Below are 22,119 nucleotides of genomic sequence, written 5' to 3' on the forward strand. Positions count from 1 at the left end.
CCTGGTGCCGTATGCGGTTGAACCGCCATCCCCCAGCCCGGATCCCCGCCCGGCCCGGCGGTTGCCATCCAAGCGTAGGCACCGTCACCACGTGGCGCGCGTCGAGACGGGTGAGCGGACCCCCTATGCCTGTTTCCCGGACGGTGCCGTCGACTGCGGCTGGGTCGTCGGGATCCGGTCGGTGAAGAACAGCGCGAGGAGAGCGGTGAGCGAAAGGACGGCGAGTGCGGCGCGCAGGCCGTCGAGTCTGGCTTCGGCATTCGCGTCGAGCGTGGCCTGAGTCAGTTCCGTACTGACGCCGGCCTCTTCGAGCGCGGTCCGCAGCTGGGCATCCGACAGGAACGGCGCACCGCTTTGGAGTTCTACGGTCGCCCGGTCCACGACGTCGGCCGGCACCGCCGGATCCTGGTCGACCTGGGTCAGGAACGAGGACGTGAGCGCGGCGATCATCAACGAACCGGCGAGCGCGGTCCCGACGGAGGCGCCGAGATTGGTGACGGCGTTCTGGACGCCGCCGACCTCCGCGCTCTGCCGCTCGGGCACCGCGGACACGGTGACCGACCCGAGCTGGGACGCCAGCGCCCCCATGCCGAGCCCGATCAACGCGAGCGGGATCGTGACGATTTCCGCACCCGCGTCGGCATCGAGCGCGGCCATCAGCGCGACCGCGCCCGCGAGCAACGCGAGAACCCCGAGCCGGACCACGCGTCGCGGTGAGACGTCGGGGAGGAATCGGGGGATCAGTACCGCGGCCGCCAGCAGCGTGACCGAGAGCGGCAAGATGCGGGCCCCAGTTTTGAGCGCGGACAGGCCCAGGGCCACCGACAGATAGAGCGGTACGACGAAGAACACGCCCATCTGCACGAGGTACTGGAAGAAGAACATCGTCAGTCCGCCGGTGAGCTGCTTGTTCTCCAGCATGGCCGGGTCGATGAGCGGCGTCCTGTGCCGCTGAACAAGTCGTCTCTCCCAGCGCAGGAACAGCCAGACCAGCAGCAGCCCGGCCAGCATCAACCAGACGACCAGGGAGACCCCGAGCCACGAAGGCGCGTCGGGCTTCGGCCGGAACCAACCCCACTCGTCCGAGCGGAGCACCCCGTAGACGAAGATCCCGAGCCCGAGTGCGGAGAGCAGGGAGCCGACGAGATCGATGCGTGAGCGGTCGGCGCTCACCGCGTCCGCGATGCGGCGGGCGAGGGCCAGGATGCCGAGCACCACCAGGACCTCACCGGCGAAGACCCACCGCCACGAGAAGTACGTCGTCGCCACACCGCCGATGAGCGGCCCCAGCGCGATCGCCACAGCGCCGGCCGCCGCTACGAGTCCGTAGGCCGCGGGACGTCGTTCGGTGGCGAAGTTGCCGGCCACGAGCGCCACGATCGCGGGGAGGATGAGCGCGGCCCCGACCCCTTCGAGGAACGACCAGCCGAGCAGCAGCACGGGCAGGCTCGGCGCGAGCGCCGTGGTGAGGGAGCCGCAGCCGTAGATGCAGCAACCGATCATGAACGCCCGTTTGCGGCCGATGAGTGCCCCCACCTTGCCGCCGGGGATCATGCACATCGCCATCACCAGGGTGTATGCCGTGATGGCCCCCTGGATACCCGCGACCGTGGTGCCCACGTCGTCGGCCACGGTCGCGATCGAGACGTTCATGACGGAGCTGTCGAGTGCCATCAGGAACTGGCCGGCCGCGAGCGTCAACAGGACGAGTCGCGCCGTTGCCGAACTCGGCGCAGTGCCTGCCCTGGACGCGGCCATGGGCGAATCGTCCCAGCCCCCCGAAAGACGGATCCGCGACTCGCCCTGAAGGTCAGCCGGTTGGCGGGGGCGAGGGCGGTGGGGTGCCTGATGACGCCATCCGTGACCGAGTGACACCCTGGCGCGACCGGATGATCCACGCCTCTCTCGCTGGCCCTGAAAATCGAACACATGCTTGAATCAGGTCATGCGACCGTTCCCCGACGACCTCGCCCAGGCACAGCAGGAGTGGAGTGCCGCCTACCGACAGCTCGCCGAGCGGCCCGGCCGTACCGAGCTGCGCCGGCGTCTGTACCGGCTGTCGGCTCGGCTGTTCTTCCATCCCTACTGGCAGCAACGACGCCCAAGCCCCGCGGCCTGGCAGGAGCTGCGTGACCTGGGACGGCCGGACGGGGACATGAGCGAGCGGCTCCAGCAATGACGCGCCGACATGAGGGCCCGCATGTCCCGGATGATCCTGACGCGGACCTGTCCGGATCCGGTCAGGTCCGCGTGATCGTGCATCCGCCGATGCCCAAGGGCGGTCGGCGCGTGCGCGTGGACGGCGAGATCCTCGGCCTGGCCCACAACGCGGCCGACGTCGCGGAGTTCCTCCGCCGAGCCGGGCTGGAGATCGACCCGGCGGAGGTGGCGGGGGCGCCGTGGATCGACTGGCGCGGAGGGGACCCCGAGCACTGGGGCCCGGAGGCGGGCGGCTGACGTCCGTACTCCCGCCACGGCCGCACAAGCGTGTGGCGCCACCCCTCCCGTGGAACGGGACGGGCAGCGCCACAGCGAACCGGAACTGAAAAACCTATCCGGGGAACGGCTTGCTCGCGTCCTCGTCACCCTTGACGCACGCGTCGAGCCTCTTCTGGAGGGCGGCCGCGTCGTTGAGCGCCTTCCTGGCCGCCGCGGTCTCCCCGAGCTGCTTCAGCTGCGCGGCCTTGCGCTTGAGGTTGGCGATCTGCTGGCCCAGCTGGTTCGGGTTGCAGGTGACGGCAGCCTTGGCGGAGAACGCGCCCTGGCCGGCCGAGGTGGCGGCGTGGACGGGTGCCGACGTGATGAAGAGGCCGCCGACGATGGCCGCGGAGACGGCCAGAGCGGAAATGCGCTTGGTCATGAGTTGTTCCCCCATGTTTGGGCTTGCATTGGTCGAAGTGGATCTTACAAACCCCTGTGAACCCGCCAGTAACCGCCCCGGCCACCCCCCACTCGGACCCGGGACATGCCCCCGTGTCGCGATGAGTTCTGCGGCGTCCGACGGTCGTACWGTCGAACCCCTCACCGAGGAGGCCTTCGGATGCGCAGCGTGACCTATTCAATGAACGTCTCACTGGACGGCTACATCGTCGGGCCGGACGGCAACTTCGACTGGACGGGGCCCGACGAGGAGGTCTTTCGCTTCTGGATCGACGAGATCCGTGACGTCGGCGTCCACCTGATGGGGCGACGGCTCTACGAGACGATGCTGTACTGGGAGACCGCCGACCAGGATCCGTCGCTCGACGACTCGCAGCTCGAGTGGATCGCGCTCTGGAACCCGCTCCCGAAGGTCGTGTTCTCCACCTCGCTGTCGGCGGTGGAGGGCAATGCCCGCCTCGTCTCCGGCGGCCTGGCGGAGGAGATCGAGCGGTTGCGAGCAGAGCCGGGGGAGGGCGACATCGCGATCGGCGGCGCGACGCTCGCCGCCGAGGCGGCGGCGTCGGGTCTGATCGACGAGTACCGGACCGTGGTCTACCCGGTGCTGGTCGGCGGCGGCATTCCGTTCTTTCCCCGGCACGAGCGCCGGGTGGATCTCGAACTCGTCGAGACCCGCACCTTCAGCTCAAAAGTCGTCTACCTCCGCCACCGCGTGGTGCGCTAGCGCTGTCACATCCACGCGGTCTTCACTGTGGCCCTCACGATCTGGTCGGACCCCTTTTCAGTGAAGAGCACGCGCCAGGGGCGGTCCTCTCTTCTTTCGACGTCGGCGCCGGCCCAGCCCACAATCTCTCCTTCAGAGTTGCGGCACGTGAAAATGAAGGGGAGCGCACCGAACCAAGTAGCCGTTCCCCCCTCCCTGGTGCAGCGCATGAACATACTCATTTTCTCGGGGTGCTGCACTTCCAGAGCCCAGGGCGGAACCGTCCCGGGCACATCATGCCCCGCCCGCTCGATCGGCTTGGATAATTGGATCGTGGTCAGCCTTCGACTCCATGGATCGCCCAGACAGCCCACGTCGTCGTCATCCCCGCCGAACTGCCAGCACGGGTCGAACACGTAGCTGGCGGTAAAGCAGCGGAAAGTTCCGGGGTCCGTGCTTTGCATGCTCTCAATGCAGTGTCCGCCCGTGTGCCGGGTGGAAATGGAGAAGCCCGGACTTGGTTGGCCATCGAGCCCAAAGGGCTTCAAGTACCGCACCTCGGTCGACTTGAGTTGCGGAGCCGTAGGTTCCAGGAAAAAGCCGGTCACTGCATCAGCGATCGCCGTTGCGAAACCAGTGGCGAATACTGTGACGATCGCCGCCAGCGTCGTTGAAGTTATTGTTGCCCATAAAAGGCGCCGCTGGTTCTGATGAGACTGCGGAGACTGGGGTGGCCGTGTCCGCCTCCTTTGATGACTCAACTGCAGGCGCTGCGATCGGCTCATTTTGCAAGAATGCCGTATTGCTCAGGAGAGAAGTAGGGGCGCAGGCTTACGTGGTCGCCGGCGCGTTGGTGTGACTCTCGCCGTGGTCGGTGGGCGGCGCCCCCGGGGCCGGTCGGACGGGCTCGGAATCGCCTGGACCCCTCGGGCGTTGAGGAGGGTGGGCATGGGATGCCGGCGGTGTGCGAGCAGAGCAGCCCGAGTGACCGAGCTGAAAGATATGGGAGGACCGCAATGGCTGCGCAGACGCAGAGGGCCGTGCTGGCGGGCGGATGTTTCTGGGGGATGGAGGAGCTGATCCGCCGACTTCCGGGCGTGACGGGCACCCGCGTGGGATACACCGGGGGTGACGTGCCGAACGCGACGTACCGTAACCACGGCACGCACGCGGAGGCCATTGAGATCCTCTTCGACCCCGCGAAGACCGACTTCCGCGCGCTCCTGGAGTTCTTCTTCCAGATCCACGACCCGAGCACGAAGAACCGCCAGGGCAACGACATAGGCCTCAGCTACCGCTCGGCGATCTACTACGTGGACGACGAGCAGAAGCGGATCGCCGAGGACACGATCGCGGATGTGGACGCCTCCGGCCTCTGGCCGGGCAAGGTGGTCACCGAGGTGGAGCCGGTGGGCCCCTTCTGGGAGGCCGAGCCCGAGCACCAGGACTACCTGCAGCGTTACCCGAACGGCTACACCTGCCACTTCCCGCGCCCGGGATGGCGGCTGCCCGCCCGAGCCGAGGGCTGACGGCGAGGCGGCCCGGCGGCCCGGCGGACGGGCGGACGGGCGGACGGCGGAGTCTGACTGGCACAGGCTCCGCCGTCCGCGGCACGCCAGGAGGATCCATCCCTCACCGTGCGTCGCGTAGCTGAAGCAGGTACGCCGCGGTCAGCGCAACAGCACGGTCCGCGTCATGCGACAGCTCCACAAGGGCACATGAAGCCGTGCTCCCCGGGATGTCCGCCAGCGCCTGGGTCAGCCGTACGCGTGCAGGCCCTTCAGTGGTGTCGTGGGTGAGGCGGTCGACGAGCCCGGTGGCGATCCGATCCGCCGTCGCGGTGTCGCTCGCCAGCATGCTCAGTGCATCTGCCGCATCGGTGTCGTTCCTTCCCGCCACGATCATGCCGATGAGCACCGGGATCGCATCGGCCACTCCACGCGTCCCGAGCGCCAGAGCCGCGTGGCCGCGGACCACGACATCGGGGCTCGCGAGGGCATCCCGCAGCCGGGCGTCGGCCTCATCGCCGGGCATCTCGGCGAGGGACTGAACGGCACGTTCCCGCACCGCGGCCACCGGTGAGCCGAGGCCCTCGGCCAGCAGGGCCGTGCCGCCGTCACCCGATCGCGCCAGCGCCCATCGAAGGGCTCCGGCGACGTTCGGCTCCGTCTCCCTCAGTACCGCCTCGACCAGGGCCTCCACCGGCACCGGAATGACGCCGGCCGAGGAGAGGGCTGCGCGCTGACGTGCGGCTGCGCTCTTCGACCCCAGCGCCTGGAGGAAGGCGACGACCTGGAGGACGTCCTCCCAGTCGGCGGGTTCCGCGGCATCGATCCGGCGGAGCCGCGTGAGCAGCTCGGTCTCGGCCGCGATGAGTTCCTGTCTCTGACGGATGAGGTCGTCGACGAGCGCCGAGGGCGTGAAGCCGGGATCGTCGAGCGCGCGTCCGATCTCACGCAGCGACAGCCCCAGTGACCTCAGGCTCTCGATGTGGAAGATCCGCCGGATGTCGTCGCCGGAGTACTCCCGATAGCCGGAGCCCGTACGACCCGAGGGTCGCAACAGGCCGAGCGACTCGTAATGCCTGAGCATGCGGGCACTGACGCCGGACCGTCGCGCCACCTCACCGATCAACACTTCCTATCGTCCCTCCTGATCATCCCTCCTGGCCGGACCCGCCGAGGGCCACCACGCGCTTCGCCTCCTCGATCGCGAACTCGAATCCGGCATCCGGATCGCGCAGCAGCCGTTCCGTGGCGAGCGCGTGCGTGCGCACACGCCGGTCAGTGGCCGCCGCCGCAGCACGCAGAGCAGGCACAACGACCTCCCCCAGCGCGACCAGCGCCCGGCTGAGGCTCAGCTGCGTCTCCCGCTCACCGCGTCCGAGCTGCGTCGCCAGCACCGTGGCCAACCCGGCCGCCTCGCCCTCCGGCACGAGCACGACAGCGGCCCGCCAGGCGCTGCGCGCCACCTCGTCGTCGGCGTCGGACAGGAGCGCCCGTGTGATCGCCGGCCACGCCTGCCGGTCCCCGATCTTGGACAGCGTGTGCAGCGACTGGCTGCGCGCCTGCGCCCGCTCGGAGCGGACTTCGCGGAGCAGCTCGGGGAGCGTCAGGGACGTCGGGTGGCGGGTGAGCGCCCAGGTCAGCATGTCGCGGACGAAGAACTCGGGCTCGATCGCGCATCGCTCGACGAGCTTGTCGACGAAGCGGGGATCCGGCGTGGTGCCGACCGCCAGAGCCGCCCGCAGCCGCACGGACGAACGGTCGTCCTCCAGCGCCTGGAGCGCTCGCATCGCATCCGTGTCCTGTCGCGCCATGGTCATCGAGACCACCTCCTCGGCAAGCAGTGAACGCCTTGTCACCGTGTCAAGGTCAAAGGCCCACCGGGCGACTTCGCACCTCCGCCGCACCTCCGCCGCACCTTCGCCGCACCTCCGCCGCACTTTCGTCGGCCCTGAGGGCTCACCAGGGCGACGGCGGGAGTGGCTCCGTGCCCAGGGAACCGATGAGGCGCGCCGCGAGCCTTTCATAGGGGGCCGGCCCGGTTTCGAGGCGGTCGGTCACGGTGGCTGTCAGGCAATCGATTCCGCTCTTCGGGGCTCGTCGCGATGGCGTCTGCGCAGCCGTCGTAGGGGTGGTGAATGCGGCTGAGCCCGCGAGTGGGCGGCGCCCGCGGTGTGTCAAAGGCGGCTGAATCTTTCGATGTCCTCGGAGAAGTCCTTGATGGCCTGCGCGGTGAGCGTCGGCCGGATGTCGGCGATGGCGGTCAGGTAGTCCTCGGTGGTGGCCGGTCGACCCCTTCGGTGTGTGACCTCGCGCTCGAATGCTGCCTGCGCCCCCTTGCGTGCCGCGAATTCGATGTCGGCCGGGGTGAACAACGCGCTGGCGTTGACCAGTTGGGTGAAGTCCACTGAGTCGGCGGAGGCTCTGACATAGCGCGCCCAGATCGCGGCGCGGGCGGTCGGGTCCGGTGGGCCGATGGGAATGACGTAGTCGAACCGGCCAGGTCGGAGGAAGGCCGGGTCGAGCGAGCGCACGGAGTTGGTGGCACAGGCCAGCAGCCGCGCGTCGTGCTCGCGGAAGACGGGGATCAGTTTGAGCAACTCGTTGGTCACGCCGTGCCCCGGATCGACCGCCTTCCCGGACCGCACGCCGGCGATCTCCTCGACCTCGTCGATGAAAAGCAGCACCGAGTCCAGTTCCGCCAGGTCCGCGAAGGCTTCCCGCAGCGCCGCGGCCAGCCCCTCGCTCGTGTCGGCAGCGAGCCGTGATGGGAAGAGCTCGACGAACGGCCAGCCGAGCCGCGAGGCCACCGCTTTGGCGAAGCTGGTCTTCCCGGTGCCGGGAGGACCGAACAGGATGATTGCCTTGGGAGGGACGACACCGTAACGATCGGCCAGCGCAGGCTCCGTCAGCGAGAGCACAACGCGGCGTTCGACGACCTGCTTCTCCCGCTCCATGCCGGCCACGGCGTCCCACAGCCCTTCGGGCAGCATGCGCCCGCCCAGTGACGCGAGGACTTCGGCGTTGGCGGCCCCTGCCGGTTCGAGCTTTTCGTAGTAGGTCAGGCCGTCGCGGGACCGGTAGCCGGAGTTCTCCAGAGCCTTCGTGCCGGCGGCGCCGACGGGCAGCAGTGCACTGATGTGGCGCACGCCCATTGCCCGCAGGCGCCGTTCGAGCTCGGCGAGGAGAGCGCTGCCGATCCCGCGCTCGCGCCACTGAGAGGCGAGTGCCACCAGGAGGATCCACCCCCGCTTGCCGGAGGACTGCGCTACGGCCATGCCCACCAGTTCGTCGCCGACCACCGCGACCACCGCCGTCTGACCGGCCTTGGCCGCGGCCATCACCTCGGAGGCGGGAAACACCCGGTCCTCGTCGGCCTGGCGGCTCTGGTCCCAGATCTGGATGGCCTGGTCAAGATCGTCATCGTGATAGTCGCGCAGACGCCATGGGGGCATCGTCACCACCTCACCTGCCCCGAGGGACTCCCATTGTCCCCTGCGGGAGCGCTGAGCGACGAGCGCAACAGGCCCCTCGCACCGGCCACGACCAGGACCAGGGCCAGGAGCACGACCAGGACCACGATCACGACTACGACCATGCGAGACGGGACGCGATCGGCAGGGGTGCCTCCCCCGCCTGCAACGTACGGCCGGGTCCTCGGATTCCGGCCCGTGCCCGCGAGACCGGTACGTCTGCTCAGTGCGGCAGCGTCGCCGGGCTTCCGCCGTTCGCCTCGTAGCCCGCCACCGCCAGGGCGCGGTAGACCGCGAACTCCGCCGCGGGGTCGGCGAACAGCGTCCACGGGAGGGCGCCGACATGGCCGCCGACGTGTATCAGCTGGTCCATGGCCTCCGCCCAGCGCTCACCGCGGACCAGGAAGAAGACCAGCAGGTGGCGTACGTGCGCCAGCATCGGGTCGTCGGGGCGGGCCGCGTGCACCGCGAACAGCGCGCCGTGGATCGCCTTCGTCACTACCTCGCTCTGGTAGAAGCCGCTGACCAGGTTCACCTCGGGCAGGTGCTCGAAGACCGCGAACAGCGGCATCGCGGCCAGCAGGGAACCCTGGGGCGCGCGGGCCGCCGCCGCCTCCGCGAACTCGTTGGCCAGCTGGCGCGAGCCGTGCCACTTCTCGCACCAGTAGTGCAGGGCCGCCAGGTGGGCGCCCATGTGGGCCGGGGCGCGGTCCAGGATCTTCAGCCAGACCTGCTCGAACTCCGGCCGGGGGTAGGCGAGTCCGCGCGCGACCGACAGCTCGATGATGTACGGGATCGGGTCACCGGGAGCCAGCAGGGCCGCCTCGCCGCACGCCGACCTCGCCTCCTCCATGATGATCCGGAACTCGTCCGTGCCCGGCGTCGCCGTGCGCCACGCCTGCTGCACCAGGAACTCCGCGTGCACGGCCGCTCCGCCGGCGTCCTTGGGCTGCTCGGTCCGCCACACGCGCAGCCACTGCCCGCCCGGCGGCTCGCTGACCCCGCCCGGACGCTGCTGCAACTCCAGCGCGGCGGCGCCCGCGAAGGCCTGCACGCGCTGCCAGCGGCGCTCGCCCTCTGCCTCGGTGCCGGCCAGGAGCTGCGAGGCCGCCCGGTAGTCCTGGGTGCGCTGCACCAGGTCCAGGACGTCCAGCAGGTCCTTGTCGGGGCCGGGCATGCGGATGTCCAGCTCCTCCTGCAGTGCGAAGCCGTAGTTCGCCGGGTCCGCGGCGTCCGGGTGACCCGGCGGGACCTGCTCGATCATGCCTCGCCTGCGCCGCATGAACGGCACCAGCACGAAGCCGATCATGAGTAGCGCGACCAGGACCCAGAGAATCTCCATGCCTCCAGCGTTCCAGACGCCGCCGACAAATGGCCAACGAGGTCGGGAGCCTGTGGAAAGGGGGCTGTGGAGAAAGGGTTCTGTGGCGGTGGTGGGGGTGCGCCTTGGTGCCTGCGGCGGTCCGTTGCCGCCCGGTGGGGGTGCGTGTAGCGCCTCACGGTTGTCTTGTGGGTCGGGCCGACGTGTCCCCTTCCCGCCGTACGCGACTGCCGGCCCGTACGGGTACGCGATCCGGCCCCGTGGCTTCGGTATCCGTTGGGAAAAGCCACCGTCCGGCATCCGGAGCGTTCGCGCACTACGCTCGGTGCTCATGAGCGACAGGCACATCAGTCAGCATTTCGAGACCCTTGCGATCCACGCCGGCAACACCGCCGATCCCCTCACCGGCGCGGTCGTCCCGCCGATCTACCAGGTCTCGACCTACAAGCAGGACGGCGTCGGCGGCCTGCGTGGGGGCTACGAGTACAGCCGTAGCGCCAATCCGACCAGGACTGCCCTGGAGGAGAACCTCGCCGCCCTGGAGGGCGGCCGACGAGGGCTTGCGTTCGCGTCCGGACTGGCGGCCGAGGACTGCCTGTTGCGTACGCTGCTCAGCCCGGGCGACCACGTGGTCATCCCCAATGACGCGTACGGCGGCACGTTCCGGCTGTTCGCGAAGGTCGTTGCCCGGTGGGGGGTGGAGTGGTCGGTCGCCGACACCAGTGACCCGGCCTCCGTACGGGCCGCCATCACCCCGAAGACCAAGGTCGTCTGGGTGGAGACCCCCTCCAACCCGCTGCTCGGCATCACCGACATCGCCGTCGTCGCGCAGATCGCCCGGGACGCGGGCGCGAAGCTCGTCGTCGACAACACCTTCGCCACGCCGTATCTCCAGCAGCCGCTGTCCCTCGGCGCGGATGTGGTGGTGCACTCCCTGACCAAGTACATGGGCGGGCACTCGGACGTCGTCGGCGGTGCGCTGATCGTCAGTGACCCGGATCTGGGCGACGAACTGGCCTTCCACCAGAACGCCATGGGCGCCGTCGCCGGGCCCTTCGACTCCTGGCTGGTGCTGCGCGGCACCAAGACGCTGTCGGTGCGCATGGACCGGCACAGCGAGAACGCCGCGAAGATCGCCGACATGCTGACCCGGCACGCGCGCGTGACGCGCGTCCTGTACCCGGGTCTGCCCGAGCACCCCGGTCACGAGGTCGCCGCCAAGCAGATGAAGACGTTCGGCGGCATGGTCTCCTTCCAGGTCACGGGTGGGGAGGAGGCCGCCGTCGAGGTCTGCAACCGCGCCAAGGTGTTCACGCTCGGCGAGTCCCTGGGCGGCGTCGAGTCCCTCATCGAGCACCCGGGACGCATGACCCACGCCTCGGTGACCGGCTCGGCCCTGGAGGTGCCCGCCGACCTCGTCCGCCTCTCCGTGGGCATCGAGAACGTCGATGACCTTCTGGAGGACCTTCAGCAGGCGCTCGGCTAGGGGCCGGGGCACGGGCCACGGGCGCAGCGAAAAGGTTTCACCAGCCCGTCAGGGGTGGAGTCGTCTCCGACGGCGGCTCCACCCACGGGCGGGCCACCAGCGCCCACACCACGAACGTCACCATCGCCGCGAACAGCAGCAGGTACGTCAGCCGTACGACGACCCTCCTGCGGCGCAGCAGGCGGCCACCTCGGCGTACGACCTCCGCGTACAGCTCCGGCGGCACGGGCGGCGGCGTGCTCTCCATGATCCGTCGGGCGGCCGCTTCCCGCTGGGTACGGTTCACGGCGACACCACCTTCGCTCCCAGCACGCTCGGCGCCGGACCCCGCGGCGGATGCAGCAGTGTGGCCGTCGCCCGGTCGCAGATCGCGTGCACGCGTTCCCTGGGCAGACCCAGCAGAGCCGCCACCTGTTCCTCGGCGACGCCCTCATACAGCCGCAGGACCAGGATCAGGCGTTCCTGCGGTGAGAGCCTCGCCAGCGGGCCGTCCGCGTGCGGGCGGGATCGGCCGAGGGCGCCCAGGCCGCCGTACTGGTGCCAGGCGGCCCGCGAGAAGCGGGTGGCCAGATACTGGCGGGCCCGGTCGTACGGGTCCTCGCCGCGCAGTCGGTCCCAGCACGCGTACGTGTGCGCGAGGGACAGCGTCAGCAGGCGCCGCGCGCGCGGGTTGTCGTCCCTCGGCTCAGCGGTGAGCAGCGTGGCGGCATGCAGCAGCCGCCCGGCCGCGCCCGCGACGAACGCCTCGAACTCCCGGTCCCGGCGGGCGTCCTGGACCGCCTTGCGTCGTCCCACCGCCCCTCCCGCCTGACCGCGTCCTGAGGAACCCGTCCCCGCTGCGTACGTGACATTCCGGCCGCGTACGAGGAGGACCCGGTTTCATATGAGGCCAGCGACGGCCCCGGGTCAAGAGCCGGGAGCGGATCACGCGCGCCCACGCGCGTGCCCGTCGCGGAATGCGTGCGGGCGGTAACCCTTCAGTACGGTCAGGTCGCCCAGGACGATCAGGTCGCCCAGGACGGTCAGGTCGCCGCGTTCGGCTCCGCGCCCGAGATCCCCTGGGCCGCCATCCGGGTGGACAACGCGGTGTTGAAGCGGGTGAGCAGCGCACAGAACGACTCGCGCTCCTCGGGCGCCCAGTCGTGCGTCAGCTCGGCCATCAACTGTCGCCGGGACGAGCGCACTTCCTCCAGTCGCGACTGCCCGCGCGGCGACAGCTGGAGCACCACCGCGCGCCCGTCCTCCGGGTGCGAGGTCCGCTTGACGAGCCCCGTGTCGACGAGCGGCGCCACCTGCCGGGTGACCGTCGACGAGTCGATCCCCATGCTCGCGGCGAGCGCCTTGACCCCCATGGGGCCTTCCTTGTCGAGGCGGTTGAGCAGCAGGTATGCGGCGCGGTCCATGGAGTTGCGCACCTGCCCGACCCCACCGAGCCGGGTCTGTTCGGCACGGCGGGCGAACACCGCCACCTCGTGCTGCAGCGTGTCGAGGAGACCGCTGTCAACGACGGTCGTCATGTCCATCGACATTTCAGGTGTTGTGGGCATGGCCGGGGGCTCACTTCATGAAGGGGGTGCTGGGTTGGGGGACAGGGTACGCGGCCCGGACCCGGGGTGTACCGGGGCTGCGGAAACCCATCTCGGTGCTTGGTCACACCGGGGCCTTGCGCCTGTGAACTGCGAGACTTGTGTCATGAGCTACCGCACGGCTGACTCCTTGCCTCCCGTCACGCTCGACGATGTACGCGGCGCGCAGAAGATGCTGACGGGCGTGGCGCGGGTGACGGCGATGGAGGGCAGCAGGCACCTGTCCCAGCTGGTGGGCGCGCCGGTGCACTTCAAGTGCGAGAACCTCCAGCGGACGGGATCGTTCAAGCTGCGCGGCGCCTATGTGCGCATCGCCGGGCTGCTCCCGGAGGAGCGCGCGGCGGGGGTCGTGGCGGCGAGCGCCGGCAATCACGCGCAGGGCGTCGCCCTGGCGTCGTCGCTGCTCGGCGTGCGCTCGACGGTGTTCATGCCGAAGGGCGCCCCGCTGCCGAAGATCAGCGCCACGCAGGACTACGGCGCCGAGGTGCGCCTGCACGGGCAGGTCGTCGACGAGACGCTGGCGGCGGCGCAGGAGTACGCGGCCGAGACGGGCGCGGTGTTCATCCACCCCTTCGACCACCCGGACGTCATCGCAGGTCAGGGCACGGTCGGCCTGGAGATCCTGGAGCAGTGCCCGGAGGCGCGCACGATCGTCGTCGGCATCGGCGGGGGAGGGCTCGCGGCGGGCATCGCGACGGCGGTGAAGTCGCTGCGGCCCGACGTGCGCATCGTGGGCGTGCAGGCGGCGGGCGCGGCGGCGTACCCGCCCTCGCTGGCGGCAGGGCGGCCGGTGGCGGTGGAGAACCCGGTGACGATGGCCGACGGCATCAAGGTCGGCCGGCCCGGTGACGTGCCGTTCCGGATCATCGGCGATCTCGTGGACGAGGTCCGCACGGTCACCGAGGACGCGCTGGCCACCGCCCTGCTGCTGTGCCTGGAGCGGGCCAAGCTGGTCGTCGAACCGGCCGGGGCGAGTCCGGTCGCGGCGCTGCTGAGCGACCCGGGCGCGTTCGACGGCCCGGTCGTCGCGGTGCTCTCCGGCGGCAACGTCGACCCGGTGCTGCTCCAGCGCGTCCTGCGGCACGGCATGGCCGCGCAGGGCCGCTACCTGGCCGTACGCCTGCGGCTGACGGACCGGCCGGGCGCGCTCGCCACACTTCTGGGGGTGTTGTCAGTGGTGGACGCTAACGTCCTCGATGTGAGCCACGTACGGACCGACCCACGGCTCGGGCTCACGGAGGCGGAGGTCGAGCTGCACCTGGAGACGAAGGGCCCCGTGCACTGCGTCGAGGTCGGCCAAGCCCTGCGCGAGGCGGGCTACACCGTCATCGGCTGAGGCGGCGCGGCGGGCGAAAGTCCAGGTCGGAGGCTCTTTGTCACTCATTCGGGTAAGTCCATTGAGAGACGCGATACATCGCGTTATGGTGTGTCTCGTGAATCCGCCACTGCAATGAATGAAAAGTGCAAACCTAGGCTTTCCGAAGCTTCCCCGATGACGTGGAGACTCATATGCCAGGCGCCATCTATGCCGAAGGCCTGGTGAAGACCTTCGGTGACGTAAGGGCTCTGGACGGTGTCGACCTCGATGTCCCCGAGGGCACCGTCCTGGGTCTGCTCGGGCCGAATGGCGCGGGCAAGACGACGGCCGTCCGCTGTCTGACGACCCTGCTGCAGCCGGACAGCGGCTCGGCGGTCGTCGCCGGTGTCGACGTCCTCAAACATCCCGACGCCGTCCGCCGCTCCATCGGCCTGTCCGGCCAGTTCGCCGCCGTCGACGAGTACCTCACCGGCCGCGAGAACCTCCAGATGGTCGGCCAGCTCTACCAGATGAAGGCCAAGGCGGCGAAGGCCCGCGCGGTCGAGCTGCTGGAGCAGTTCGATCTCGCCGACGCCGCGGACCGGCCCACGAAGACCTACTCCGGAGGTATGCGCCGCCGCCTCGACCTCGCGGCAGCCCTGGTGGTCTCACCGCCCGTGATGTTCATGGACGAGCCGACCACCGGCCTCGACCCGCGCAACCGCCAGCTGCTGTGGGAGGTCATCAAACAACTGGTCTCGGGCGGTACGACGCTGCTGCTGACCACCCAGTACCTCGAAGAGGCCGACCACCTGGCACACGAGATCGCCGTCGTCGACCACGGCCATGTCATCGCCACCGGCACCTCCGACCAGCTCAAGGCCCGCACGGGCGGCGAGCGCGTCGAGGTCGTGGTGCACGAGCGCGACGACATACAGACCGCCTCGCAGGTACTGAGCGGCTTCGGCAAGGGCGACACCACGGTCGAGGACCACATGCGCAAGCTCACCGTGCCCGTGACCGGTGGCGCCAAGCTCCTCGCCGAGGTCATCCGTGAGCTCGACACCCGTGGCATCGAGATCGACGACATCGGGCTGCGCCGCCCCACCCTCGACGACGTGTTCCTGTCCCTGACGGGCCATGCGGCAGAGGCCAAGGCCGAGGAGAACGACGCAAAGGAGGCCGCGAAGTGAGCGCCATCACCGACGCCGTGCGGGTCGCGCCGGCCGGAAACCCGTTCAGCCAGTCCGTCCGGGACTCGATGGTCGTCGCGAAACGCAACCTGATCCGGATGTCCCGGATCCCGGAGATGATCATCTACGGGCTCATCCAGCCCATCATGTTCGTCGTGTTGTTCACGTACGTCTTCGGCGGATCCATGCAGATCGGCAACAGCACCAGCGCCGCCGACTACAAGAACTTCCTCATGGCGGGCATCTTCGCGCAGACCGTCACCTTCGCCACCGCCAGCTCCGGCGCGGGCATCGCCGACGACATGCACAAGGGCCTCATCGACCGCTTCCGCTCCCTGCCCATGGCACGCGGCGCGGTGCTGACCGGGCGCACCTTCGCCGACTCCGTACAGACGGCCCTGACGCTGGTCGTGCTGGCCGTGGTCGCACTCTTGGTCGGCTGGCGTGTGGGCTCGAACGGCGACACGAACGCGGGCAGGGTCCTCGGTGCCTTCGGTCTGCTGCTTCTGCTCGGCTACGCGTTCACCTGGATCGGCGCGCTGATCGGGATGTCCGTGAAGACCCCTGAGGCGGCCACGTCCAGCGGGCTGATCTGGCTGTTCCCGGTCACGTTCATCTCGAACGCGTTCGTGGACACCAGCCACATGACCCCGTGGCTGCGGCACGTCGCCGACTGGAACCCCTTCAGTGCCACGGTCCAGGCCTGTCGTGAGCTCTTCGCCAACCCGGGGGTCTCACACTCGGACGCCTGGCCCATGCAGCACCCGGTGTGGGCCTCGCTGATCTACTCGCTCCTGATCATCGCCATATTCCGCACCCTGGCGGTCCGGAAGTACCGCTCCGCGACGGCATGACGAAGCCCCCGGCGCCGGGAGGCGGCCGGGGGCTCGCGGAAGGAATGGTCCTGCTGGTCCTGAGGGCGGAGTCAGCCGTTGTAGGGCTCGGCCTTCAGGATCCTCACCGAGGCGGTCTTGCCGTTCGGCAGCTCGTAGTCCGCGTCCTCGCCGACCTTGTGGCCGATCACGCCGGAGCCCAGCGGGGACTGCGGCGAGTACGTCTCGATGTCCGAGCTCGCGTACTCGCGCGAGGCGAGCAGGAAGGTCGTGGTGTCGTCCTCGTCACCGTCGAAGGCGATCGTCACGACCATGCCGGGCGCCACCGCACCGTCCGCCGAAGCCGGCGCCTCGCCGACCTTGGCGTTCTCCAGGAGCTGGGTCAGCTGGCGCACACGGAGCTCCTGCTTGCCCTGCTCCTCCTTGGCCGCGTGGTACCCGCCGTTCTCGCGCAGGTCGCCCTCCTCGCGCGCGGCCGCGATCTTGGCGGCGATCTCAGTGCGCGCAGGACCAGACAGGTACTCCAGCTCGGCCTTGAGCTGGTTGTACGCCTCCTGGGTCAGCCAGGTGACGTTCTCGCTGGTCTGGGTCACAGGTGCTCCTCGTAGGTACTGGGAATACAAAGCATCGCCCTACCCAGAAGGATGTTCCTTCATGGAAGGGCGAAACCACGAGCCTAACAATTCAAAGGCCGAAGGGGGAGGACATAAGCCATCAGAATCGCATCAACGCAGGTCAGCGCTTACGTATTCAGGGTGAACCCGGTCGGTGCCGGTCAAGTGCGGTCGTATCCGGTCGACCGGATCAGCCGGCGTGGCAGCCGAGCAGTTCGGCCGTCGTCCCCTGGGACGTCGTGCGGAGCGTGACGACCTTGTCGATCCGGGTGGCGTCGCCGTCGAAGCGGAAGTCGGCCCGGCCCACCTCGGCACCGCTCTCCGCCTGGGAGCGCAGGGTGCAGTAGCCGGAGGCGCCGGCGTCCTTGCGGACCTCCAGATGCACCTTCACCGCGTCCTTCTGGGCGTCGAACTCGATCACCTCGGCGCTGATCTTGTTCTGGCCGACGTAGTGATAGGCGAAATAGCCGATCAGTCCCAGCAGTAGCGCCCCGAGGACGGCGCCGACGACCTTGAGCGTGCGGTCGGCGCGTGCGTCCGAGGAGCGGCCGTAGCGGCCCTCGGGCAGGCGCGTGCTCGCCGTGCTCATGATCGTCCTCTCCGCCGGGCGGGACCGATGTCCCGAAAGAGGGGCCTGGGGGCCGTACCGCGGAATTATCCGCCCCTCGATTCGGTCACTATAGAAGCCGCCGATCGCACCGGGGCACACCGGGGCGCCGACTATGAGGATTGAGTCTTGACTGACCAGCTGCGACTGATGGCCGTGCACGCCCACCCCGACGACGAGTCGAGCAAGGGCGCGGCCACCATGGCGAAGTACGTGTCCGAGGGGGTGGACGTGCTGGTCGTGACCTGCACGGGCGGGGAGCGCGGCTCCATCCTCAATCCGAAGCTCCAGGGCGACAAGTACATCGAGGAGCACATCCACGAGGTACGCAAGAAGGAGATGGACGAGGCCCGCGAGATCCTCGGGGTGAAGCAGGAGTGGCTCGGCTTCGTCGACTCCGGCCTGCCCGAGGGCGACCCGCTGCCGCCGCTGCCGGAGGGCTGTTTCGCCCTGGAGGACGTCGACAAGGCGGCCGGTGAGCTGGTGAAGCAGATCCGTCGCTTCCGTCCCCAGGTGATCACCACCTACGACGAGAACGGCGGCTACCCGCACCCCGACCACATCATGACCCACAAGATCTCGATGGTGGCCTTCGAGGGCGCGGCGGACACCGAGAAGTACCCCGAGGCCGAGTTCGGCCCCGCGTACCAGTCGCAGAAGCTCTACTACAACCAGGGCTTCAACCGCCCCCGCACCGAGGCGCTGCACCACGCGATGCTGGACCGCGGCCTGGAGTCGCCGTACGGGGACTGGCTCAAGCGCTGGGACGAGTTCGAGCGCGTCGCGCGCACGATCACCACGCATGTTCCGTGCGCCGACTTCTATGAGATCCGCGACAAGGCCCTGATCGCCCACGCCACGCAGATCGACCCGGACGGGGGCTGGTTCCGCGTCCCGATGGAGCTGCAGAAGAAGGTCTGGCCGACCGAGGAGTACGAGCTCGCGAAGTCCCTCGTCGATACCTCCCTCCCCGAGGACGACCTCTTTGCGGGCATCCGCGACAATGCCTGACATGAGCGCAAGCGCAAGCCTGGCAATGACACAGCTCGCCACCCTCGCCAAGGAGGTGGACGAGGACAAGGTCACCCCCGGCGTCCTCGGTTTCATCGTCTTCGCGGTGATGGCACTGGCGGTGTGGGGCCTGATGAAGTCCATGAACCGCCACATGAACAGGGTCGAGTTCATGGAGGCCCCGGATCCGAAGGCAGACTCCGGGGACTCCGCCGAGGCGACCGGCGCGGCGAAGCCGCAGCAGGGCTGAGGGCGAAGGTCCCCGGGGGCCCGGCACACGTCAGTGCCGGGCGGCCGCCGCCACCCCCATGACCTCGCGTGCGTGGCGGTTCGGCACCATGCCGAGCCGCCAGGCCTGCCATCCCGCCTCCAGGTTCACGCCGCGTTCGAGCAGGAGCTGGTACGCCTCGACGTAGTCGTCCAGCTTCGCGTCCCGCAGCGGATGGCCGGTGCGGGACAGCTGGGCCAGCTCCTCCTGCGCCACCGCCGTGCCGACGTCCACACCGCCGGGGGCCGCGTACGGCAGCAGGGTGCAGCGCAGGAAGCGGGCCCAGTCCTCGCCGCGCCGGTCGCCGTAGGACGCGAACAGCCCCACCGCGTCGTCGCACAGCGCCAGCGCCTGCTGGGTGCGGGTGTTCCCGGCGTCCACCACCGCCAGCTCCAGGCAGGTCCACGCCTCGCCGTGCGCGACGCCGATGCGCTGGAAGTCGGCCCGACCGTCCACCAGCAGCTGGCGGGCGAAACCGCTGTTGCGCAGGGAGCCCGTCTGGGCCGCCCGCTGGTCGCGCGTCACCCGCGCCGAGTGGTGCCGGGCGCACGCGAGCCCGTACACGTCACGCATCCGCGAGAACATCGTCCGCGACCGCTCCAGCTCCCGTACCGCGAGGTCCAGGTTGCCCGTCTCCTCCAGGGCCTGGCCCAGGTAGTACAGGGACCACGCCTCGCCGCGCGCGTCCTCGTTGTCGCGGTGACGGGAGGCCGCCTGGCGCAGTCCGTCCACCGCCGGGGACGGGTCACCGGCGACCAGCCGGGCCCGGGACAGCTGGGTCAGGGCCCAGGCCTCGCCGCGGGCGTCGCGCGTGCGGCCGTACAGATCCAGGGCCGCCCGCAGGTCCTCCTCCGCCCGCGGTACGTCGCCCATCCGCAGACCCAGCTGGCCCAGCTGGAAGTGGGCCCACGCCTCGCCGTGGAGTGACTCGCCGGCCCGGTGCAGCGACAGGGACTCGGTCAGCAGGTCCAGGGACTCGGCGATCCGGCCCCGGTCGCGTTCCACCGCGGCCAGCGCGTGCATCGTCCAGGCGCGGTCCGTCGCCAGCTCGGGCGCCGACTGGAGGTCGAGGGCCTCGCGGAGTTTCGTCGCCGCCTCGGTGAGGTTGCCCTGATGGTGGAGGGTGATGCCGAGGGAGCACAGGGCACGGGCCGCGCCCGCGTCGTGCTGCGCCTCCATGTAGAGCTCGACCACCGAGGTCAGGGTCGCGCGGGCCTTGTCCAGTTCGCCGAGCTGGCGGGCCGCGATGCCGGTCCGCCACTGCACCGAGCGGACCAGCAGGCCCTTGTCCACGGCCTGCGCGAGCTCGCTGATCTCGCCGAGGCGGTAGAGGTCGCCGCGCAGCAGGCAGTAGTCGCACAGTGCGCCCAGCAGGTTCAGTACGGCCGCCTGGTTGGCGTCCTCCGCGTGCCTGAGCGCCGCCGTGATGAAGCTCGACTCGTCGTCCAGCCAGCGCAGCGCGTCGTCCAGCGAGGTGAAGCCGTGCGGGCTGAAGCGGTCCGAGCGGGTCGACATGTTGCCGTCGACCAGCCGCAGGACCGATTCGGCAAGACCGGCGTAGTTCACGATCAGCCGCTCCTGCGCCGCCGTGCGCTCCGCCGGCTCCTCCTCGTCGAGGAGGCGGGCCTGGGCGAAGGCGCGGACCAGGTCGTGCAGGCGGTAGCGGTTGCCGCGGACGTGGTCGATCAGGCCCGACTGGGCGAGCGCCACCAGATGACGGGTCGCCTCCGCCTCGTCCGTGGCCAGCAGCGCCGCCGCCGCTGCCGCACCCAGCGACGCCCGGCCCGCGAGCGCCAGCCTGCGCAGCAGGCTCCTCGCGACGTCCGACTGGTCGGTGTAGCGCAGCCACAGCACGCGCTCGATCGGTTCCACCGGGCCGTACGCGCCCAGATCCGTCGCCAGCGTGCGCGGGGAGCGCGGGCCCAGCGACGAGCCCGCGATGCGCAACGCCAGCGGCAGGCCGCCGCACAACTGCCCGATCAGGTCGGCGGATTCGGCGTCGTAGGGGCCCGAGGAATCCTGCGCCGCTGCGGTCAGCAGCTCCTCCGCGCCCGCCGCGTCCAGCGCCTCGACCGGAAGCTGGTGCACCCAGGCCGCGAGATCCGCGGGCAGGTCGAGGGGCTCGCGGGAGGTGACCAGGACCAGGCTGTCGGAGCGTTCGGGGACGAGGGTGCGGACCTGCGCCGCGTCCGAGGCGTCGTCCAGTACGACGGTGACCGGGAGGCCGGCGAGGTGCTGTTGGTAGAGCTCGCTGAGCCGCTTGACCTGCTGGTCCGCCGACGAACGCTCCCGGAACAGGAGTTGCTCGCGCGGGGCGCCCAAACGGTTCAGCAGGTGCAGCAGCGCGTCTCTCGTCGACAGCGGCGGCTCCTCCGCGGTGTCGCCGCGCAGGTCCACCACGCACGCGCCGCGGAACTGGTCCTTCAGCTCGTGGGCCGCGCGGATCGCCAGTGCCGTACGGCCGCTGCCGGGCGGGCCGTGCAGGACGACGACCGTCGGCTTGGTCTCCGTACTCGCGCGTGCCGCCTGCACCCACTGCCCGATGCGGGCCATCTCCGGCCGGCGACCCGCGAACGGGCCCATCGGCTCGGGGAGTTGGGCGAAAGACTGCTCCAGCACATTGCGGCCCCGCGCGGCGGCGCTCTTGTCTGTGCCCCTGAGCCGCGGCCCCGTCTTCTTCGGGCCGGTGGACGCGCTCAGCACCCGCTGCTGGTCGAGGAAGGGGCGGATGCCGCGTACCTCCAGCGCCGTCAGCCACTGCAGGCGCAGCTGCTGCGGGCCGCCGGGCTGGCCGACGGCGCCCGCGCGGTGATGGGCGGCGGGCAGATGCGTGCCGGCCACCTTCACGACCGTCGCCGCGGCGCCCACGACACCGACGGTCACACCCGCGCCGACGGCCGTGCCCGTGCCGGTGCCCAGCGCCAGGTCGGACACGACGGCCGCGAGAGCGGCGACGCCGGCCACCATCAGCGGCGTGGCACCGCCCTCACGTGCGAAGCGCTGCCCGAAGGTGAGCCGGCCGGCCTCCGCCTCGTCCAGCGCCCTGGTGTACGCCTCGTACTCCTCGGCCGCCGCCTGCGCCATGGCGTCCAGCGCGCCGCGCGCCCGCGACAGCAGCACCTGCCCCTCGGTACGTCCGCCCGAGCGCCGCACCTCCTCCTCCACGGCCCGAGCCAACAGCCGCTCGGCCTCAGTCCGATGGCTGTCCCGCATGTCAAGTCCCCCTCCGGCGGCAACTCCTCTGCCTATGAGTGTCCTTCGGGGGAGGCCTGAGCGCGAGAGGGCCGCGATCATCGAACCGGCTTCCGTGACTTCGAAGTGGCTCGCTCGTTTATTTGATTG

The 22,119-nt window shown here is 69.9% G+C and carries 23 protein-coding genes; 10 read left to right on the top strand and 13 right to left on the bottom strand.

Annotation, left to right across the window (positions count from 1 at the left end; genetic code table 11):
* Nucleotides 1–123 precede the first annotated feature (123 nt).
* Complete coding sequence (locus tag EAO75_RS02580; RefSeq protein WP_147993373.1) at nucleotides 124–1,758, bottom strand: MFS transporter; 1,635 nt, start codon at nucleotides 1,756–1,758, stop codon at nucleotides 124–126.
* Nucleotides 1,759–1,945: 187 nt separating this feature from the next.
* Between EAO75_RS02580 and EAO75_RS02585 the strand changes: the two genes are divergently transcribed.
* Both EAO75_RS02585 and EAO75_RS02590 read left to right on the top strand, forming a co-directional pair.
* On the top strand, nucleotides 1,946–2,179 hold the full coding sequence (locus tag EAO75_RS02585; RefSeq protein ID WP_147993374.1) for a glycoside hydrolase family 68 protein: 234 nt from the start codon (nucleotides 1,946–1,948) through the stop codon (nucleotides 2,177–2,179).
* Nucleotides 2,180–2,268: 89 nt separating this feature from the next.
* On the top strand, nucleotides 2,269–2,457 hold the full coding sequence (locus EAO75_RS02590; protein ID WP_147994252.1) for a hypothetical protein: 189 nt from the start codon (nucleotides 2,269–2,271) through the stop codon (nucleotides 2,455–2,457).
* A 94-nt stretch (nucleotides 2,458–2,551) separates the two neighbouring features.
* Here EAO75_RS02590 and EAO75_RS02595 read toward each other — a convergent pair whose 3' ends face one another.
* Nucleotides 2,552–2,860, bottom strand: a complete 309-nt coding sequence (locus EAO75_RS02595) for a hypothetical protein (protein ID WP_147993375.1) — start codon at nucleotides 2,858–2,860, stop codon at nucleotides 2,552–2,554.
* A 180-nt stretch (nucleotides 2,861–3,040) separates the two neighbouring features.
* On the opposite strand from EAO75_RS02595, the gene EAO75_RS02600 reads away from it, so the two are divergent.
* Complete coding sequence (locus EAO75_RS02600; RefSeq protein ID WP_147993376.1) at nucleotides 3,041–3,604, top strand: dihydrofolate reductase family protein; 564 nt, start codon at nucleotides 3,041–3,043, stop codon at nucleotides 3,602–3,604.
* Between the two features lie 5 nt (nucleotides 3,605–3,609).
* On the opposite strand, the gene EAO75_RS02605 is transcribed toward EAO75_RS02600, so the two are convergent.
* Nucleotides 3,610–4,368: a hypothetical protein gene (locus EAO75_RS02605; protein ID WP_147993377.1), complete on the bottom strand. Its 759-nt coding sequence runs from the start codon at nucleotides 4,366–4,368 to the stop codon at nucleotides 3,610–3,612.
* Between the two features lie 231 nt (nucleotides 4,369–4,599).
* On the opposite strand from EAO75_RS02605, the gene msrA reads away from it, so the two are divergent.
* Complete coding sequence (gene msrA / locus EAO75_RS02610; RefSeq protein ID WP_147993378.1) at nucleotides 4,600–5,112, top strand: peptide-methionine (S)-S-oxide reductase MsrA; 513 nt, start codon at nucleotides 4,600–4,602, stop codon at nucleotides 5,110–5,112.
* 103 nt (nucleotides 5,113–5,215) lie between these two features.
* Here the strand turns inward: msrA and EAO75_RS02615 are convergent, their stop codons facing one another.
* The 4 genes from EAO75_RS02615 to EAO75_RS02630 form a co-directional block, all read right to left on the bottom strand.
* Nucleotides 5,216–6,220, bottom strand: coding sequence for a MerR family transcriptional regulator (locus EAO75_RS02615; RefSeq protein WP_147993379.1), 1,005 nt, complete (start codon nucleotides 6,218–6,220; stop codon nucleotides 5,216–5,218).
* A gap of 19 nt (nucleotides 6,221–6,239) precedes the next feature.
* The gene (locus tag EAO75_RS02620) at nucleotides 6,240–6,908 is read right to left on the bottom strand and encodes a HEAT repeat domain-containing protein (RefSeq protein WP_147993380.1); all 669 of its coding nucleotides are present in this window, start codon (nucleotides 6,906–6,908) and stop codon (nucleotides 6,240–6,242) included.
* 357 nt (nucleotides 6,909–7,265) lie between these two features.
* Nucleotides 7,266–8,552: an ATP-binding protein gene (locus tag EAO75_RS02625; protein ID WP_261989122.1), complete on the bottom strand. Its 1,287-nt coding sequence runs from the start codon at nucleotides 8,550–8,552 to the stop codon at nucleotides 7,266–7,268.
* Between the two features lie 232 nt (nucleotides 8,553–8,784).
* Nucleotides 8,785–9,903, bottom strand: coding sequence for a hypothetical protein (locus EAO75_RS02630; protein WP_147993381.1), 1,119 nt, complete (start codon nucleotides 9,901–9,903; stop codon nucleotides 8,785–8,787).
* Between the two features lie 310 nt (nucleotides 9,904–10,213).
* On the opposite strand from EAO75_RS02630, the gene EAO75_RS02635 reads away from it, so the two are divergent.
* On the top strand, nucleotides 10,214–11,368 hold the full coding sequence (locus tag EAO75_RS02635; RefSeq protein ID WP_147993382.1) for a cystathionine gamma-synthase: 1,155 nt from the start codon (nucleotides 10,214–10,216) through the stop codon (nucleotides 11,366–11,368).
* Between the two features lie 37 nt (nucleotides 11,369–11,405).
* On the opposite strand, the gene EAO75_RS02640 is transcribed toward EAO75_RS02635, so the two are convergent.
* The 3 genes from EAO75_RS02640 to EAO75_RS02650 form a co-directional block, all read right to left on the bottom strand.
* Nucleotides 11,406–11,654, bottom strand: a complete 249-nt coding sequence (locus EAO75_RS02640; RefSeq protein WP_147993383.1) for a hypothetical protein — start codon at nucleotides 11,652–11,654, stop codon at nucleotides 11,406–11,408.
* A complete protein-coding gene (locus EAO75_RS02645; protein WP_187284275.1) occupies nucleotides 11,651–12,163 on the bottom strand; it encodes a sigma factor-like helix-turn-helix DNA-binding protein in 513 nt (170 codons plus the stop codon). Before EAO75_RS02645 ends, EAO75_RS02640 begins: the two co-directional genes overlap by 4 nt.
* Before the next feature lie 227 nt (nucleotides 12,164–12,390).
* The gene (locus EAO75_RS02650; RefSeq protein WP_147993384.1) at nucleotides 12,391–12,897 is read right to left on the bottom strand and encodes a MarR family winged helix-turn-helix transcriptional regulator; all 507 of its coding nucleotides are present in this window, start codon (nucleotides 12,895–12,897) and stop codon (nucleotides 12,391–12,393) included.
* Nucleotides 12,898–13,060: 163 nt separating this feature from the next.
* Here EAO75_RS02650 and ilvA point away from each other — a divergent pair, with 163 nt between their 5' ends.
* The 3 genes from ilvA to EAO75_RS02665 all read left to right on the top strand — a co-directional run bounded on the left by ilvA (nucleotide 13,061) and on the right by EAO75_RS02665 (nucleotide 16,298).
* A complete protein-coding gene (ilvA, locus tag EAO75_RS02655) occupies nucleotides 13,061–14,290 on the top strand; it encodes a threonine ammonia-lyase (protein ID WP_147993385.1) in 1,230 nt (409 codons plus the stop codon).
* 173 nt (nucleotides 14,291–14,463) lie between these two features.
* Nucleotides 14,464–15,444, top strand: a complete 981-nt coding sequence (locus EAO75_RS02660; protein WP_147993386.1) for an ATP-binding cassette domain-containing protein — start codon at nucleotides 14,464–14,466, stop codon at nucleotides 15,442–15,444.
* Nucleotides 15,441–16,298, top strand: coding sequence for an ABC transporter permease (locus tag EAO75_RS02665; RefSeq protein ID WP_147993387.1), 858 nt, complete (start codon nucleotides 15,441–15,443; stop codon nucleotides 16,296–16,298). Before EAO75_RS02660 ends, EAO75_RS02665 begins: the two co-directional genes overlap by 4 nt.
* Nucleotides 16,299–16,369: 71 nt before the next feature.
* On the opposite strand, the gene greA is transcribed toward EAO75_RS02665, so the two are convergent.
* On the bottom strand, nucleotides 16,370–16,870 hold the full coding sequence (gene greA, locus EAO75_RS02670; protein ID WP_147993388.1) for a transcription elongation factor GreA: 501 nt from the start codon (nucleotides 16,868–16,870) through the stop codon (nucleotides 16,370–16,372).
* Nucleotides 16,871–17,081: 211 nt separating this feature from the next.
* Nucleotides 17,082–17,480 carry a DUF4307 domain-containing protein gene (locus EAO75_RS02675; protein ID WP_147993389.1) on the bottom strand — a complete coding sequence of 133 codons (399 nt, stop codon included), beginning with the start codon at nucleotides 17,478–17,480 and terminating at the stop codon, nucleotides 17,082–17,084.
* 147 nt (nucleotides 17,481–17,627) lie between these two features.
* Between EAO75_RS02675 and mca the strand changes: the two genes are divergently transcribed.
* Nucleotides 17,628–18,509 (top strand): mycothiol conjugate amidase Mca, encoded by an 882-nt coding sequence (gene mca / locus EAO75_RS02680; RefSeq protein WP_147993390.1) that lies wholly within the window; start codon nucleotides 17,628–17,630, stop codon nucleotides 18,507–18,509.
* A complete protein-coding gene (locus EAO75_RS02685; protein ID WP_187284276.1) occupies nucleotides 18,502–18,759 on the top strand; it encodes a hypothetical protein in 258 nt (85 codons plus the stop codon). Before mca ends, EAO75_RS02685 begins: the two co-directional genes overlap by 8 nt.
* 30 nt (nucleotides 18,760–18,789) lie before the next feature.
* Here the strand turns inward: EAO75_RS02685 and EAO75_RS02690 are convergent, their stop codons facing one another.
* Complete coding sequence (locus tag EAO75_RS02690) at nucleotides 18,790–21,990, bottom strand: tetratricopeptide repeat protein (protein ID WP_147993392.1); 3,201 nt, start codon at nucleotides 21,988–21,990, stop codon at nucleotides 18,790–18,792.
* Nucleotides 21,991–22,119: the final 129 nt, after the last annotated feature.

Origin of the sequence: Streptomyces sp. UW30 (genome assembly GCF_008042075.1) — a bacterium.
Lineage (GTDB): Bacteria > Actinomycetota > Actinomycetes > Streptomycetales > Streptomycetaceae > Streptomyces.